Origin of the sequence: Natronomonas gomsonensis, from assembly GCF_024300825.1 — an archaeon.
Classification (GTDB): domain Archaea; phylum Halobacteriota; class Halobacteria; order Halobacteriales; family Haloarculaceae; genus Natronomonas; species Natronomonas gomsonensis.
This window is the reverse complement of record NZ_CP101323.1, coordinates 1,363,410-1,377,169: the sequence shown is the minus strand read 5'-3', so window position 1 is coordinate 1,377,169 and position 13,760 is coordinate 1,363,410. Positions and strand designations below refer to the sequence as shown.

Annotated in this window: 16 protein-coding genes and 1 other RNA gene; 7 read left to right on the top strand and 10 right to left on the bottom strand. The window is 65.3% G+C overall.

Annotated features, from left to right (window positions below):
• Nucleotides 1-14: 14 nt before the first annotated feature.
• A complete protein-coding gene (locus tag NMP98_RS07540; RefSeq protein WP_254860908.1) occupies nucleotides 15-1,139 on the top strand; it encodes a glycosyltransferase in 1,125 nt (374 codons plus the stop codon).
• Here NMP98_RS07540 and NMP98_RS07535 read toward each other — a convergent pair.
• The gene (locus NMP98_RS07535; protein WP_178916652.1) at nucleotides 1,108-1,533 is read right to left on the bottom strand and encodes an FAD synthase family protein; all 426 of its coding nucleotides are present in this window, start codon (nucleotides 1,531-1,533) and stop codon (nucleotides 1,108-1,110) included. The genes NMP98_RS07540 and NMP98_RS07535 overlap by 32 nt on opposite strands.
• Complete coding sequence (locus NMP98_RS07530; RefSeq protein WP_254860907.1) at nucleotides 1,530-2,036, bottom strand: JAB/MPN domain protein-containing protein; 507 nt, start codon at nucleotides 2,034-2,036, stop codon at nucleotides 1,530-1,532. The genes NMP98_RS07535 and NMP98_RS07530 overlap by 4 nt, the downstream gene beginning before the upstream one ends.
• 128 nt (nucleotides 2,037-2,164) lie before the next feature.
• Between NMP98_RS07530 and han the strand changes: the two genes are divergently transcribed.
• Nucleotides 2,165-4,078, top strand: coding sequence for a Hef-associated nuclease (gene han / locus NMP98_RS07525; protein WP_254860906.1), 1,914 nt, complete (start codon nucleotides 2,165-2,167; stop codon nucleotides 4,076-4,078).
• On the opposite strand, the gene NMP98_RS07520 is transcribed toward han, so the two are convergent.
• The 4 genes from NMP98_RS07520 to NMP98_RS07505 all read right to left on the bottom strand — a co-directional run bounded on the left by NMP98_RS07520 (nucleotide 4,079) and on the right by NMP98_RS07505 (nucleotide 8,661).
• Nucleotides 4,079-5,725 (bottom strand): phospholipase D-like domain-containing protein, encoded by a 1,647-nt coding sequence (locus NMP98_RS07520; RefSeq protein ID WP_254860905.1) that lies wholly within the window; start codon nucleotides 5,723-5,725, stop codon nucleotides 4,079-4,081. It abuts the gene before it with no gap.
• Between the two features lie 43 nt (nucleotides 5,726-5,768).
• The gene (locus tag NMP98_RS07515) at nucleotides 5,769-7,145 is read right to left on the bottom strand and encodes a HEAT repeat domain-containing protein (RefSeq protein WP_254860904.1); all 1,377 of its coding nucleotides are present in this window, start codon (nucleotides 7,143-7,145) and stop codon (nucleotides 5,769-5,771) included.
• A 291-nt stretch (nucleotides 7,146-7,436) separates the two neighbouring features.
• Nucleotides 7,437-7,853: a hypothetical protein gene (locus NMP98_RS07510; protein WP_254860903.1), complete on the bottom strand. Its 417-nt coding sequence runs from the start codon at nucleotides 7,851-7,853 to the stop codon at nucleotides 7,437-7,439.
• A gap of 124 nt (nucleotides 7,854-7,977) precedes the next feature.
• Nucleotides 7,978-8,661: a protein sorting system archaetidylserine synthase gene (locus NMP98_RS07505; protein WP_254860902.1), complete on the bottom strand. Its 684-nt coding sequence runs from the start codon at nucleotides 8,659-8,661 to the stop codon at nucleotides 7,978-7,980.
• 87 nt (nucleotides 8,662-8,748) lie between these two features.
• Here NMP98_RS07505 and NMP98_RS07500 point away from each other — a divergent pair, with 87 nt between their 5' ends.
• Nucleotides 8,749-9,162: a cupredoxin domain-containing protein gene (locus NMP98_RS07500; protein WP_254860901.1), complete on the top strand. Its 414-nt coding sequence runs from the start codon at nucleotides 8,749-8,751 to the stop codon at nucleotides 9,160-9,162.
• A 59-nt stretch (nucleotides 9,163-9,221) separates the two neighbouring features.
• On the opposite strand, the gene NMP98_RS07495 is transcribed toward NMP98_RS07500, so the two are convergent.
• From NMP98_RS07495 to NMP98_RS07480, 4 genes are read right to left on the bottom strand one after another with little or no spacing between them, the layout of a single operon-like run.
• Nucleotides 9,222-9,869 (bottom strand): 30S ribosomal protein S3ae, encoded by a 648-nt coding sequence (locus NMP98_RS07495; RefSeq protein WP_254860900.1) that lies wholly within the window; start codon nucleotides 9,867-9,869, stop codon nucleotides 9,222-9,224.
• Nucleotides 9,866-10,087 carry a KEOPS complex subunit Pcc1 gene (locus NMP98_RS07490; RefSeq protein WP_254860899.1) on the bottom strand — a complete coding sequence of 74 codons (222 nt, stop codon included), beginning with the start codon at nucleotides 10,085-10,087 and terminating at the stop codon, nucleotides 9,866-9,868. The genes NMP98_RS07495 and NMP98_RS07490 overlap by 4 nt, the downstream gene beginning before the upstream one ends.
• Nucleotides 10,084-11,166: a hypothetical protein gene (locus tag NMP98_RS07485; RefSeq protein ID WP_254860898.1), complete on the bottom strand. Its 1,083-nt coding sequence runs from the start codon at nucleotides 11,164-11,166 to the stop codon at nucleotides 10,084-10,086. Before NMP98_RS07485 ends, NMP98_RS07490 begins: the two co-directional genes overlap by 4 nt.
• A gap of 7 nt (nucleotides 11,167-11,173) precedes the next feature.
• Entirely contained in the window at nucleotides 11,174-11,638 is a 465-nt protein-coding gene (locus tag NMP98_RS07480) for a 30S ribosomal protein S15 (protein WP_254860897.1), read from the bottom strand.
• A gap of 242 nt (nucleotides 11,639-11,880) precedes the next feature.
• Between NMP98_RS07480 and NMP98_RS07475 the strand changes: the two genes are divergently transcribed.
• From NMP98_RS07475 to ffs, 4 genes are all read left to right on the top strand, one after another.
• Nucleotides 11,881-12,156, top strand: coding sequence for a ribonuclease P protein component 4 (locus tag NMP98_RS07475; RefSeq protein WP_254860896.1), 276 nt, complete (start codon nucleotides 11,881-11,883; stop codon nucleotides 12,154-12,156).
• Nucleotides 12,157-12,230: 74 nt separating this feature from the next.
• Complete coding sequence (locus NMP98_RS07470) at nucleotides 12,231-12,479, top strand: YhbY family RNA-binding protein (protein ID WP_254860895.1); 249 nt, start codon at nucleotides 12,231-12,233, stop codon at nucleotides 12,477-12,479.
• Nucleotides 12,476-13,360 carry a mechanosensitive ion channel family protein gene (locus tag NMP98_RS07465; RefSeq protein ID WP_254860894.1) on the top strand — a complete coding sequence of 295 codons (885 nt, stop codon included), beginning with the start codon at nucleotides 12,476-12,478 and terminating at the stop codon, nucleotides 13,358-13,360. The genes NMP98_RS07470 and NMP98_RS07465 overlap by 4 nt, the downstream gene beginning before the upstream one ends.
• 81 nt (nucleotides 13,361-13,441) lie before the next feature.
• Nucleotides 13,442-13,758: signal recognition particle sRNA (gene ffs / locus NMP98_RS07460), an RNA gene on the top strand.
• Nucleotides 13,759-13,760: the final 2 nt, after the last annotated feature.

The window sequence follows — 13,760 nt, the reverse complement described above, 5'->3', positions numbered from 1 at the left end:
GTCGAACCGCGACTATGCAGACCGTCGCGGTGTTTACCGACACGTATCTCCCGACGGTCAACGGTGTCACCTACACCATCGAGACGTGGCGTGACTACTGGTGTGCCCGCGGCGGGCGGATGCCCGTCGTCTACCCGGGAAGTGACGGGTACCGACCCGCGCCGGACGAACATCCGGTGTCGAGTCTTCCGTTTCCGTTTTATCCGGGATTCCGTCTCGGGCGGCCACGAATTCCCTCGGCAATCTCCGAGGCCGACCCCGATGTCGTCCACACGCACACGCCGTTCGCACTCGGACTCGCGGGTCGTCGGCTCGCAACGCGTGCGGACCTCCCGCTCGTCGCCTCCTATCATACGCCGGCCAGCGAGTACGCTGAATACATCAGCGACCACCTCTCCGGGCCGCTCCGCCGCATCGCAGAACGCTACGAGCGGTGGTTCTTTCGACAGGCCGATGCCGTCGTGGTCCCCTCGCGAGCGGCCGCAGCGCAGGTCCCTGACGGCGGAACGCCCGTCCACGTCGTCTCCAACGGCGTCGACACCGACCTGTTTCAACCGTCGTCGGAGGCGGCGGTCGCGGCGTTTCGGGACCGCCACGACATTCCCGAGGGGCCGCTCGTCGGCTACACCGGTCGCCACGGCCACGAGAAACGACTCGAGGAACTCCTCACGGCGACTCGTGGAATCGAGGCGACGCTCGTCGTCGGCGGCGACGGCCCCGCGCGCTCGGAACTGGAGCGAGCGGCGGCCGCCCGAGACGACGTGGTATTCCTCGGCTTTCTCGACCGTTCGGAGTTGCCGACGTTCTATACGGCGTTGGACGCCTTCGGGTTCCCGAGTCCGGTCGAAACACAGGGGTTGGTCGCACTGGAGGCTATCGCCTGTGGTACGCCGGTCGTCGCTGCCGACGGCGCTGCACTCTCCGAAACCGTCGTCGACGGCGAGACTGGCTATCACTTCGAACCGGGGAACGTCGACGGACTCACCGCGGCCATCCGGAGGGCGCTCGCGGACCGCCAACGACTCTCCGAGCGGTGTCTCTCCAGACGCGACGCACTCAGCGTCGAACGTTCCATCGACGCCCTCGAAAACGTGTACGATACCGTCGTTAACAGCGACGCTCGCAGACTCGTTCGATGATGCTGCCGGTCGACAGCACCTCGTGGTCGTCGGCTTCGCGGGGCGTTCCGCGGGCGACCTCACAGTCGATGCCTTCGTCTTCCAGCATCGCCGCGAGCGTCGCCTCGTCGTGGTGTTGGTCGTGGCCGAGAACGATGACGTCGGGGTCGATGTCGCGGATGGGGACGAAGAAATCCTCGGTGTGGCCGAGACGCGCCTCGTCGACGGGGTCGAGCGCAGCGACCATGTCGCGGCGCTGGCGGTCGGGAACGACGGGTTTCGCCTTGTGGGTGACGTTCTCCGAGCGGGCGATGATGACGTGGAGTTCCTCGCCCATCGATTTGGCCTCCTCGAGGTAGTGGAGGTGGCCGGGGTGCAACAAATCGAACGTCCCCTGTGCGACGACGCGTCTCATCGTAACTCCCGGTCTATGTCTTCCTGTGTGAAGTCGAAGAACTGGTCGTCCGGCAACTCGACGTCGAGTACGTCCAGCGTCGTCGGCTCGCCGTCGCGGTCGAAGGCCCGCCAGTCGGTCCGGCCGTAGGGGGCGCCGACGATGATGTGTATCTTGCCGCGGGAGAACGTGGCGAGGTCGGCGTCGCTCGGCCGCAACACGCCGTTGGGGTGGGAGTGTATCGAACCGACGCTGTTCGGGTCGTTGGGGAGATAGGATGGATTGAACTCCGCGCTGACGGGGTTCGTCTTCGTCCCGGGAGCGAGCAGTACGTCGGTGATGACGGTCCCGTCGCGGTCCAACCCGAGTTTGCCCGCGTCGGTTCCGCGGAGTTGTCCCATGTACTCGTTGGGGTGGGAGTCCTCGGACGCCTGCAGGGCGAACTGGAGTGCGTCCTCCGCGATGCCGAGTATCTCACTCGACCGGAACAGTTTCGGTTTCAACATCGACCCGAACAGGCCCATGTCGATGCATCCGACCGCGTGACAACTAAGGCTTCCGGACCGGCTGACTCGCCCCGCCGAGACGAGGTGAGAACCGAGACGAATCGGACAACAACACTCTTAAACCCGCCCGGGGCCGAAAAACGCCAATGACTCGTTCCGCTGCCGGCGATTCCGGCACCGACCCCGCCGACGGGGTCGTCTACGATTTAGCTGCCGACTGTACTCAGGAGGACATCGAAGAGGGCGCACGGTATCTCGCAACTGTCAACGGCGTCGTCAAGTACGGCGTGTTCGTCGACATCTCCGACCATGTCTCCGGACTCGTCCACGAATCGAATCTCGTCGGCGACTATGACGCCGGTGACGACCTCGTTGTCGACCTCGTCGAAATCCGAGAGAACGGCGATCTCGGCTTCGAAGAAGTCGATGTCGACATCGACGCCGTCGACGTTGAGGCGGTCGTCCACGGCGACGACGCCCGCGTTGAGGACCTCGATGAACACGTCGGCGACACCATCCACCTGGAAGGCGACGTGGTGCAAATCAAACAGACCGCCGGCCCGACGATATTCGCGGTTCGGGACGGCACCGGCGTCGTCCCCTGTGCTGCCTTCGAGGAAGCGGGCGTCCGCGCCTACCCAGACATCGAACTCGACGACACGGTTCGTATCACCGGCGACGTCGAGACGCGCGAGGGGTCAGTCCAAATCGAGACCGACAACCTCGTTCGCCTCCGCGGTGCGGCCGAAAACGAAGTTCGTGCACGCGTCGACGCGGCCCTCGAAGAACGGGCCGAACCCGCTGACGTCGAACCCCTCATCGAGTGGCCCGCCTTCGAGAAACTCCGTGAGGACCTCGCGGCCGTCGCCCGCCAACTCCGGTTGGCCGTCCTCGACTCCAGACCCATCCGACTCCGCCACCACGCCGACGGCGACGGGATGTGTGCCTCGGTCCCTGTCCAACTCGCCTTGGAGAACTTCATCGCCGAGGTTCACGAGGACGGCGACGCACCCCAGCACCTGTTCAAACGGCTCCCCTCGAAAGCACCGTACTACGAGATGGAGGACGTGACACGGGACCTCAACTTCGCGCTGGAAGACGAGGAGCGCCACGGCCAGCGGCTTCCGCTACTGTTCATGGTCGACAACGGCTCGACCGAGGAGGACACGCCCGCCTACCGCGCGCTGGCGCAGTACGACATCCCGATTCTCGTCGTCGACCACCACCACCCCGACCCCGACGCGGTCGGTCCGCTCCTCGAAGAGCACGTCAACCCCTACCTCCACGACGAGGACTACCGCATCACGACCGGGATGATGTGCGTTGAGTTGGCTCGGATGATTGACCCCACGATTACCGACCAACTCGAACACGTTCCGGCGGTCGCGGGGCTGTCGGACCGCTCGAAAGCCGACGCCATGGACGACTACCTCGCGTTGGCCGACGACGCCGGCTACTCCGAGGCTGACCTCCGGGCCATCGGCGAAGCGATGGATTACGCGGCTCACTGGCTCCGATACAACTCCGGGGAGAACCTCATCAACGACGTTCTCAACCTCGACTGTGACGACCCCGAACGCCACGAGGAACTCGTCGAGTTCCTCTCGACGCGTGCCCAGCGGGACGTCGACGAACAACTCGACGACGCCGAACCTCACGTCGAACACGAGGCACTCGACAACGGCGCCCACCTCTACCGACTCGACGTGGAGAACCACGCCCGCCGATTCACCTACCCCGCACCCGGGAAGACGACCGGCGAACTCCACGACCGGAAGGTCACCGAGACCGGCGATCCCGTCATCACAATCGGCTACGGGCCGGACTTCGCCGTCCTCCGCTCGGACGGCGTCCGACTCGACATCCCGAACATGGTGACCGAACTGCAGGACGAAATCCCGGGCGCGGGCGTCTCCGGCGGTGGACACCTCGTCGTCGGGTCCATCAAGTTCGTCTCCGGCATGCGTGAACCCGTCATCGACGCCCTCATCGAGAAGATGGAGAACGCCGAACTCGACGAGGAACTCCGGAGTACGCTCCTTCGGGACGGCGGCGAGTAATCACCACTGCCAGTCGGTGACGACACCGTCCCGACCGCGGAACTGGATTCGGCGGGCAAACAATAATGCGCCGGCGATAGCGACCGCCGCCACGCCGAACAGTCCGGCTGGTGTTTTTCTGCGATTCGACTCCGACCAGTCGTCGTCGAAGACGCCAGCGTAGTAGTCGGCGACCGATTCTCCGTCCAGTGCGACGGCAACCTCGCGATTTTCGCTCATCGCGGTCCGGCCCCAGTTGAGGCTTCCGAGTATCGCGGTATCGTCGACGATTACACCCTTGGTGTGTATCTTTCTGTACCCATCCGGGTCGTCGACGCGGGCGTCTAAGTCCCACCCCTCGGCATCCGCACGACGGTTCAGCCACTCCACGAGCGCCGCGTTCTCTTCTTCGACGTACCAGCCACTCGACAGTTGGATGCGGACGCGCACGCCGCGGTCGGCGGCACGAATGGCGGCACGTAGCAGTCGGTTCTCGCGGCTATCTATCTCCACCTGCTGGACGAGCACTCTCGTTTCGGCGCGGTCGATTCGTCGTTCGACCGCACTCGCGGCGTTGTCCGGAGCGACGAGGAGCGTCGCAGCGTCGACCGTGACTTGTTTCGGGTGATGTCTCGTCTCGAAATCGCCGACTGCGGGATCGGCGGCGACGAAGTCACGGCCCCGCCGGTAGGTCGACCACGGTGTCGCCGCACGCCACGTTCGGTCCGCGGCGTGGAGGTCCGCCAACGCCGACGCGAGTTCGGCATCCGAGAGTACGACGCCCCACCCCCGACTCGACATGCCACCGGTTCCGGCGGGCTTGAAGTTCTCGGTCAAAACGAGCGCTCGGTCGTCGACGACCGCGTACTTCGGGTGGTGATGGGCGTATCGCGTGTGTGGGCCGTCGAGCAGCCGAACGTCCACGCCCGCCTCGGATAGCCGAGTCAACTGCTCGGCCTGTCGTTCGCTCATCCCGCCGACTGGCGACCCATCGAGCAGCACGCGGACCGTCACGCCTCGCTCGTGAGCGTCCACCAGCAGGTCGGTCACTCGTTCGGAGGTGAGCGTGTAGCCGCCGAGCAGCAGTCTGTCGTCGGCGCCACGGAGAGTCTCGACGACTTGCGTCGGCGAATCGGGGAGTGTAAAGGCGGTCACTTCGCTTTCACGTGCCGAAATCGGGTCGATATCGGTTGCGCCGATTGGTCGCCACGTGCCCGTCTGAAACGACCGGATTCGGGACTCCGGAGCATCGCGGTACCGGGCCGTATCGACCCTTTCCTCGCCCGCTCGAAGTACGAGTCCCTCACCGCCATTGGCGAGTCGAAGCCGGCCGTCGAGTTCGACGACGTGCGTGTCGGTGTGGTTTCGTGCCGCCTCCGGCGTCGAAGTGAAGGCGACCGTCCCTCGAAACGTCCGGTTCGGCAACTGGACGGCCGTCGTCCCGTCTCCGAGCGCCCACCCGGTGGTGTTCGTCGGGTGCTCGAAACGGACGGTGACGAACTCCCCGCGGTCGTCCTCTGCGACCGGGTTCGGATACGCGCCGACGAGCGTCGCGTTCCCCTCGGCTGTCGCGGTCGTCGTCGGTTCTGCCGTCGTCGCGGTCACGGCGACACCGCTACACAGAAACACCACGAGTACGACAGCGAGTGCGAGCGGTCGGTACCTCACGCGCCGGGTTGGTCCCGGCTTCGTACAAAAAGGGTCGGACGGCTCAGGCCGCGGTCGCGTCGCGGGCCTTCTCGGCTTCGGCCTGCACGGTGTAGGCTCGGTCGTCGTCGTACTCGGCGGCGGCTTCGAGCGCTCGCTCGGTGCCGATTTGGACGAGCGCCCACGCGGCGGAGGCACGAACCGAATCGTCCTCGCTCTCGTCGCCGAGAGTGTCGCTGAGGGGGTCGATTGCGCGGGTGTCGCCGATGAGACCCAACGCTCGGGCGGCCTGTGAGCGGACGACGCTCTCCTCGTCGTCGAGAGCGTTAGCGACGGCTTGGGTCGCCTCGTCGCTGCCGATTTCGCCGAGCGCACGGAGCGTAACCTTCTGCAGCGGCGGGTTGCCCCCGTCGACGAACTCGACGAGGGTGTCGACGGCACGCTCGTCGCCGATTTTGCCCAGCACTTCGATTTCCGGTCGCTTGCGCTTCTGGGCGCGTTCGTGCATGACCTCGAAGGCCTCCTCCGAGCCCATCCGACGGAGCGCGTCGATACAGTTCTCCTGCATGAAGTCCGATTCGAGGTTCTCCATGGCGAGCAGGATGCGCTCGGGATCGTTTTCGGCCTCCGCGAGTCGAATCGCGGTGAGTTCCGGCGGGAAGTCCTTGCGGTTCTCGGCGTTCATCCGGTCGTAGAACCCCTGGGCGGTCAGTTGCTCGACGACCGTCAGGTCGCTCCACTCTTCGGCATCCTCGAGGTCGTCTTCGAGCGTTTCGGCGATTTCGACCAGCGCCGCGATGGTGTCGGCGTCGTCGTCGGCGTCGAGACCGGCGTCCACGATGGCGGTGCCGGCGCGTTCGAGCGCGTCGGCCTGCGAGTCGAGGTCATCGCCAGCGTTGAAGTCCGCGCCGACCTCCTCGCTTGCATCGGCGAGGAACGTCTCGACGGCGGCATGAACGTCGGGTTCCCCGTCCTCGGTCCACCGCGTCTCTCGGACCGTCTCCGCCGCCGCGGCGACGGTCTCCTCGACGTCCTCGGCGTAGGGACCGCGGGCTTCCTCGATGTCGCCACGGAGGTCGTTGACGCGGGACTGCAGCGCCTCGGTCGGGTCCTCCTCGTCTTCGTCCTCGGGTTCCTCGAAATCAGCGGCTTCGAGGTCCGATTCGGCCCCGTCGAGTTTCGCCTCGGCGTCGTCGAGGTCGGCTTCCGTCTCGGCTTCTTCGACGGCGGCGGCCACCTCGTCGAGTGTCTCTTCGAGGGTCTCGACGGTGACCTCCGTCGCCGGCACGCCCTCGGTTTCGTCGGGGGCTTCCTCGGCAGGTTCCTCCGTAGTCTCTTCGGACGGCTCCGATGCGTCCGTCGGTTCTTCGGCGTCCGCGGGCGCCTCCTCGTCGGCGGCGTCCTCGGGGGCGTCAGCGTTCTCGTCGTCCCCGTTGCTCATGTATGGGTATCCGAAAGAATAAGCCAAGAGCGTTTCCCTTCACACCGAACTTTTTGCACGGGCGCCTGCGGCGCCCGGCAAAAACTTCGATGAAAAAGCGGCGGCGGGTTCCCTACGGTCACCCGCCTTGCCGCCGCGCTCACTCCGCTCGCGCGGCGTGAACCGCTTCGGGCGGCTTCGCCGCCCTCGCGGATGCTACTCAGCTGTTAGTCATCTGAATTCTTAGGGAGAATCATTCGTGAATTCTTCGCTCGGTACAGACGAACCATTGGGTTGTTCGCTCCCTACCAGTTACTGGCCAGCATCGAACGTGACTGATTCGTTGCTCTGGAAGTCATAGCGAACGTACAGGGTCGGTTCTTGCGTACTTGGAGCGAACGTTGTTTGTCCGCTCGCAAGCGTTGAGCCGGGGTCACCAGCAGTCTCTTCATGAACAAGGATAGAGACACGGTATTCGTCTCCTGTGAGCGCGTTTGGGAGAATGACGCCTTTCTCTGGAGTGGCGTAATACTGCGTTCTGAACATCGGTGTCTGCTGGTTGTCTGGCTTCTCTGTAGACTCGGCGGACACAGTGAAATAGATGGGTTCAGAAGACAAGTTGATAAGTTCGAGACTTCCATCTGTGCTCCCATCCAAGGCCGTGCAGCCAGCAGTGACTAAGCCCCCGATACTCACTACCACACCCTTGAGAGCGTCACGGCGCGACATGGACGGCATGTGCACCACTCAATGCTTATTTCATAAACTCTTTTGGGGAAAAGAGCCGCTATACACACCTCTACTGACCGATTCACGCGAGCCAACTACTCTCACTCTATCCCTTCCTGCCCCGTCACGTCTCCCGCCAGTAGATGAACGGCGCTAACACGAGGTAGGCAACGGCGAACAACAGCAGCGCCCGGGGAAACATCCGGTCGATAGCGGTCGGAAAGAGGACTGCAAGTGCCTGCAGTCCACCGAGGATTATCGCATCGCGGGCGTACAGTTCGGGGTACGTTATCGCGGCGACCATCAGATAGACGAAAACGGCGGTGGCGGCGAGGAGTACCGTCGGGTTCGTGATGCCGGCGAGATACGACACCGCGAGGATGGTTGCCGCGAGCGTCGTCTGGACGCCCTCGGTTTCGGGGCTGTGGCGGTCGTCGAGCATGTAGAATCCGAGTCGGACGACCGCCATCGCAACGAACAGGGCGGGGACGGCGAGGGAGGCGACGAAAAGCGGGGTGTCGAGGGCGGCCGTCCCGCCGTCGGTGACGACGGCGTAGACGAAGACGGCGGGGGCGACGCCGAACGACGCCACGTCCGCGAGGGAATCGAGAAAGTCACCGACCGGCGTCCCGCCGCGGGTGCGGGCGATGACGCCGTCGAGGCCGTCCGCGATAGCCGCGAGCAAGACGAGTCGGGCGGCCAGCGCCGGGTCGGTCATCGCGACGGCTGCGGCGACGAAGCCCAGCGCCGCGTTGGCGACCGTGATGGCGTCGGCGAGGCCGAGTCGCCCCACGAAGCGCGGCTGCATGAATCTCCGGTCGAAGAGGCCCGTCTTAGTACGTTCGCTTCCGTCCGGAACCGGGCCGCCTATTGCCGTTCGGTCCTCACTCAATGTATGGACAGACGGTCGTTCATCGCGGCGGCGGGAACGGCGGCGGTTCCGCTCGCGGGCTGTCTGGAGGCGACGCTCTCCGATGGCGACTACGACATCGGCATGTCGTCGAACGCCTTCGTCCCCGAGCGCTACGAGGTATCGGTGGGAGACACCGTCGTCTGGGGCAACAACGGCTCTCGCGGCCACACCGTCACCGCCTACGAGTCGGCGCTTCCGGAGGGCGCGGCGTTCTTCGCGTCGGGTGGCTTCGAGTCGACCGACGCGGCACGTACGGCGTGGGAATCCGATGGGAGCGGCAACATCCAACCCGGCGACACCTTCGAACACACCTTCGAGGTCGCGGGCGAACACGGCTACTTCTGTATCCCCCACGAGCGGAAAGGCATGGTCGGCGTCATCGTCGTCTCAGAATAGGATTCGACGGCGCGGCCGCTCGACGCTCGAAGAAACGAGAAATTCGAATTCGCGTCCGATTACTCCTCGTCGTCGACGGCGACGTCCTCTTCGTCGACGTCGACGCTGGCTTCCTCCTCGGCGGCGACTTCGGAGGGTCGCGCTTCGAGGCGGGTCTTCTGGATTTCGACGCGTCGAAGCGGGTAGATGGTCTTGGCCTCGTTGTAGATGGCCGAGGAGAGTCGGCCTTCGACGATGCTCTCGACGAGCCCCTCGAAGGTTCGCTCCGCGCCGGCCTCCTCGACGAGGTCAATCATCACACGCCGGATAGCCTTCTCCTGGCTGCGGTCGGCCGACTTCGTCGTGTAGGCGACGGGCTGGACCTGCACGCGGTAGTCGTCCGTCGTCAGCACCGTAACGAAGGCGTCGACCTTCGAGGTGCCGCGGCGGGTGAGACTGCGCAGGTAGTCCCGGGTGAGTTCGTGCTGGATGAAGTCGGTGTAGGCGGCGTCGCTGCCCACGTCCGAAATCTGGAACGTCAGTTTCGTGTTGTTCTCGCTTGGGTCGTTGTTCAGTTCGCCGAGCGTCGTCTCGATGGTGCGGTCGTACACCTGCTCGGGGTCGTCTGCGGGGGTCTCACCGAGTTCGGCCCGGTCGAACATCTCGGGGGCCATCACGGTGTACCATCGCTTCTCCTCTCTACGCTTGGATACGGATCGTTCGCTCATGATTGGGTTGTCGTGTCGATTATCTGCTGTGCTACTGTGAGGTTCGTCACGTAGTCGTCCGCCGTCGTTCGGAGGCCGCCCGTCGAGTCCCGTTCGATGGTCGTCTCGACCACCGAGTCGGTCACGCGGGTCGACATCTCGTCTGTGTTGTCCGGGACGAGCGCCGCGGCCACCAACTCGGGGTGGTCGTGGGTCGTCCGGATGGTCGCTCGCTTCATAGTGCCTCCCTGAACGCCGCGACGTAGTCGGTCGCCGTGCCGTCGAACGTCGCTGCGCCGTGGCCATCGCGGGCGGTCGACCGGCCGTCGAGGTCGGCTGCCGCGGCACCGAGGGCGTCGGCTGCCGCCGAGTCGGCCTCGGCGACGACGGCCGCCTCGCCGTCGGTGACGGCGAGTGCGACCGGCTCCGGCGAGCGGTAGGCGAACAGCAGGCGAGCGACCGTTCCGAGGGGGGTATCCCCCTCATCGGTCGCGTCACAGCGAGCGACGAAGACGCCGTCGTAGCGGCCGGTGTTGGCCGTTCGAAGCGCCTCGTGGGCGCGCTGGCCGTGGCTTCGCCAGGACTCCAGCGCCGCGGATTCGACGCCGTTACCGAGTGCGAGCGCGATTCCCGTACCGGGTCGCTCCCGGGCGACCGCATCGAGCACGTCGGCGTAGCCGCCGAGCGTCTCGAACCGGTCGCAGTCGTAGGGGTACAGCGCCCGCTCGACTGCCTCGGCGGCCCGCGGCGGTGCGTCCTGCACCGCCGACAGTGCCACGAGCGAGGCGAGTTCGCGGTCGTCGCCGTCGAAGCCCTCCAACGCCTCCTCGACGGCTGTCTCGTCGCCGGAGAACGGCGCGTGAAACAGCGTCGACCCGGCGAGACCGTCGATGCGGTCGTCAGTCGGGATGGCGACGCCGAGGTGCCGTTCGAGGGCCACGGCTTCGAGCAGCGACCCCGAGGGCTCGACCCCGGCGGACACCACGCCCGCGACGGCGAGTTCGGGGTCGACTGATTCCGCGGCGAGTACCCGGGCTACGTCGACCGCCCGCACCGACAGCGGCGTCGAGGACAGCGTCACGTCGCCGGTGGCGTGTCCGATTGCGACCGTGCAGTCGGCGTCGGTCGAAGGCGTTCGGGGGACGGCCGCGAGGCTGGCCTGATACGGCACGTCACACTCTCGGAGCGCGCGTGCGAGCAGGCCGGTCGCCGCGAGCGCGTCGCCATCGGCTGTCGCGACGAGCCGAACGAAGTCGGCGTCGCGGAGCCTCGAAGCGACGCGGTCGGCGACGGGTTCCTCGTGGCCGGCGGCGGACATGTGACTGTTACTCCAGCAGTTCCTTCGCTTCGTCGTACTCGTAGGTGAACGACTCGTCGAGTTCGTCGCCGCGGTAGTAGTCGACGAGCCGGCGAATCTTCGACTCCGTGTTCTGGAGTGCCCGCTTGTTCTGGGCGTCGCCGGGGTGTTCTTCCATGTGGTCGCGGAGACGGACGGCCCGCTCCATGAGGTTCCGGAGGTCCTCTGGGAAGTCGGGGGTCACGTCGTTAGCCTCGAGGATTTCGGTTACCTTCTTGCCGGTCGCGAGTTTCACGTCCGGCACCGGGACGCCCTGGACGCCCTCGTCGCGCAGTTTCAGGCCGATTTGGCTGGGGTCGTGCCCCTCCTCGGCCAACTCGACGACGCGCTCTTCGATTGCGTCTTCGTCTACGTCGCTCCACTCCGGCGGTTCGTCTGCCGCGGGCCGGTCCGAACCGGACGAGCCTCGACGGCGGGAATGCATTCGTGCCATGTTTCTGTTGGAACTGCACGGACCGCTCGTAGTCGGCGGTATCGCGTCAGGCCCGAAGGCGCTGGTGGCGTTCCGCCAGCACTACCGCAATCCCGAGCCGACCAATCGGCCGGCGAGTCAGATTTGCGGTCGTGCGGTTCCCGTTCGTTCGTGGTCGTCTCGGACACTAAACGGTTTCTACTCGGGGATTCGACCCATCTCGTTACAGAACGCCTAAACGCGACGGGCGAAAACCCAGGGCCGTGAGCGTCGCCGCAGAGCGAATCGAGCGGTTACACGAGTTGGCCCGCGAGGCGGCCAGCGAGGGCAACGACGACCTCGCAAAGCGGTACGTCCGCCGTGCGCGCCGGGTCGCCGAACGCAATCGCCTGCCGCTGCCGAAGCGGTTCAAGCGGTTCACCTGCGACGCCTGTGATGCGTATCTGATTCCGGGTCGAAACGCCCGGGTCCGAACGCGGGACGGCCACGTCGTGGTCACCTGTGACTGTGGGGCCCAGGCGCGGTACCCATACCAGTAGCGAAACGGCCTCGACGCCCCCGATACACGTCGGCAAACTAATCCTTTAAAACGAAGGCGCGAGTACGGAGGCGCATGTCGGAGAAGGACTTGCGTCAGCGTGCCCACGATGTCGAGGTGACCGTCTGGGTCGGGAAAGGTGGCCTCGACCCCGTCGTCGAGGAACTGTCGGACCAACTGCAGGAGCGCGACCTCGTGAAGGCGAAGTTCCTTCGGGCGGCACGTGGCGGCACCACGACCGAGGAACTGGCCGAGGAGCTCGCCGAGCGAGTCAGCGGGGAAGTAATCGAGACACGTGGCCATACGGCCGTGTTCCATCGATGATACCGGCTCAGACCAATCCCGTAAGCGACGTTCTCACCGACGTGTTCGGACTTGCCCCGGTGTACACCAACCCTATCGGCTACGCCGTACTCGGAATCGTGGCGTTCGTCCTCGTCTACATCATCGGACGGGCGTTCGTATTGCCGCTTGCCGGCCGTGCGATGGACCGTCGCGGTCTCGACAGTCATGCGAAAAAGCCCTTGAACAAGGTTCTCTTCTTCATAATAGTCTTCGTCGCCCTCGGTGCGGCTTTCGCCGCCTCCGGCCGCGGGAACATCCTCACCTCGCTTGCGACTGTCGCCGCGGCGGCGACGCTCGCCATCGGGTTCGCGATGCAAGACGTTATCGCGAACTTCGTCGCCGGCGTGTTCATCTTCGTCGAGAGGCCGTTCAAAATCGGCGATTGGATAGAGTTCGACGGCAACTCAGGCGTCGTCGAGGACATCAGCCTTCGGGTCACGCGCCTGCGGACCTTCGACAACGAACTGCTCACCGTCCCGAACTCCCAACTCACTGACAACGTCGTCAAGAACCCCGTCGACGCGAACAAACTCCGCCTGAAGTTCGTCTTCGGCATCGGCTACGACGACGACATCGAGAAAGCCACCGACATCATCATGGAGGAAGCCGAAGCCCACGAGGGCATCATGGACGACCCAGGTCCCTCCGTCCGGCTGACCGAACTCGGTGACTCCTCGGTCGGCCTCCAGTCGCGCATCTGGATTGCCAACCCCTCCCGAGCCGACTTCGTGAAGACCCGCGGCGAGTACGTCACCGCGGTCAAGCGCCGCTTCGACGAGGAAGGCATCGACATCCCCTACCCGCACCGCACGCTCACCGGCGGTATCGACATGGCGGAAGGTCCTGTCGCCGGCGAGTAACCCCGATACTCTCGGGTCGTTTTTTGCTTCGATTTTGCGACCAGCAGCCGAAAGGCCCTTAAGTCACAGCGGACTACGGTGAAGTGGACTAGGTCGGGCGGTTAGGCCCCGCTCACAACCCGCGCTATGGTCTTTAGCGGGGACCGAAGCCGGGGTGCGTCTGGCCCAACCAGTGCGGGCCCCGCAAGCCAACGTCGAAGCCTCGTCCTACGAGGGCAGCGGTCCGCCGACCGGCGTCTGCAGGGACGTTCGGTCGCGGTTAACCACGGGCAATCCGTCAGGCACGGAAGTGAGCAGCGGACCCGTGGACAGCTGTCGCCCGTAGGGTCGCGGGGTGGAGGAGGCACGCGGGACTCCCCGTATTGGACGGGCCAGGCAACGCCCGGGTCCAACCATTCAT

Bases quoted from the DNA above. Each gene is read 5' to 3' on its own strand.
- NMP98_RS07535 (WP_178916652.1), bottom strand. From the start codon at position 1,533: ATGAGACGCGTCGTCGCACAGGGGACGTTCGATTTGTTGCACCCCGGC.
- NMP98_RS07530 (WP_254860907.1), bottom strand. From the start codon at position 2,036: ATGGGCCTGTTCGGGTCGATGTTGAAACCGAAACTGTTCCGGTCGAGT.
- NMP98_RS07495 (WP_254860900.1), bottom strand. From the start codon at position 9,869: ATGAGCGAACGATCCGTATCCAAGCGTAGAGAGGAGAAGCGATGGTAC.
- han (WP_254860906.1), top strand. From the start codon at position 2,165: ATGACTCGTTCCGCTGCCGGCGATTCCGGCACCGACCCCGCCGACGGG.
- NMP98_RS07465 (WP_254860894.1), top strand. From the start codon at position 12,476: ATGATACCGGCTCAGACCAATCCCGTAAGCGACGTTCTCACCGACGTG.
- NMP98_RS07510 (WP_254860903.1), bottom strand. From the start codon at position 7,853: ATGTCGCGCCGTGACGCTCTCAAGGGTGTGGTAGTGAGTATCGGGGGC.
- NMP98_RS07470 (WP_254860895.1), top strand. From the start codon at position 12,231: ATGTCGGAGAAGGACTTGCGTCAGCGTGCCCACGATGTCGAGGTGACC.
- NMP98_RS07500 (WP_254860901.1), top strand. From the start codon at position 8,749: ATGGACAGACGGTCGTTCATCGCGGCGGCGGGAACGGCGGCGGTTCCG.
- NMP98_RS07485 (WP_254860898.1), bottom strand. From the start codon at position 11,166: ATGTCCGCCGCCGGCCACGAGGAACCCGTCGCCGACCGCGTCGCTTCG.
- NMP98_RS07515 (WP_254860904.1), bottom strand. From the start codon at position 7,145: ATGAGCAACGGGGACGACGAGAACGCTGACGCCCCCGAGGACGCCGCC.
- NMP98_RS07490 (WP_254860899.1), bottom strand. From the start codon at position 10,087: ATGAAGCGAGCGACCATCCGGACGACCCACGACCACCCCGAGTTGGTG.
- NMP98_RS07505 (WP_254860902.1), bottom strand. From the start codon at position 8,661: ATGCAGCCGCGCTTCGTGGGGCGACTCGGCCTCGCCGACGCCATCACG.
- NMP98_RS07540 (WP_254860908.1), top strand. From the start codon at position 15: ATGCAGACCGTCGCGGTGTTTACCGACACGTATCTCCCGACGGTCAAC.
- NMP98_RS07480 (WP_254860897.1), bottom strand. From the start codon at position 11,638: ATGGCACGAATGCATTCCCGCCGTCGAGGCTCGTCCGGTTCGGACCGG.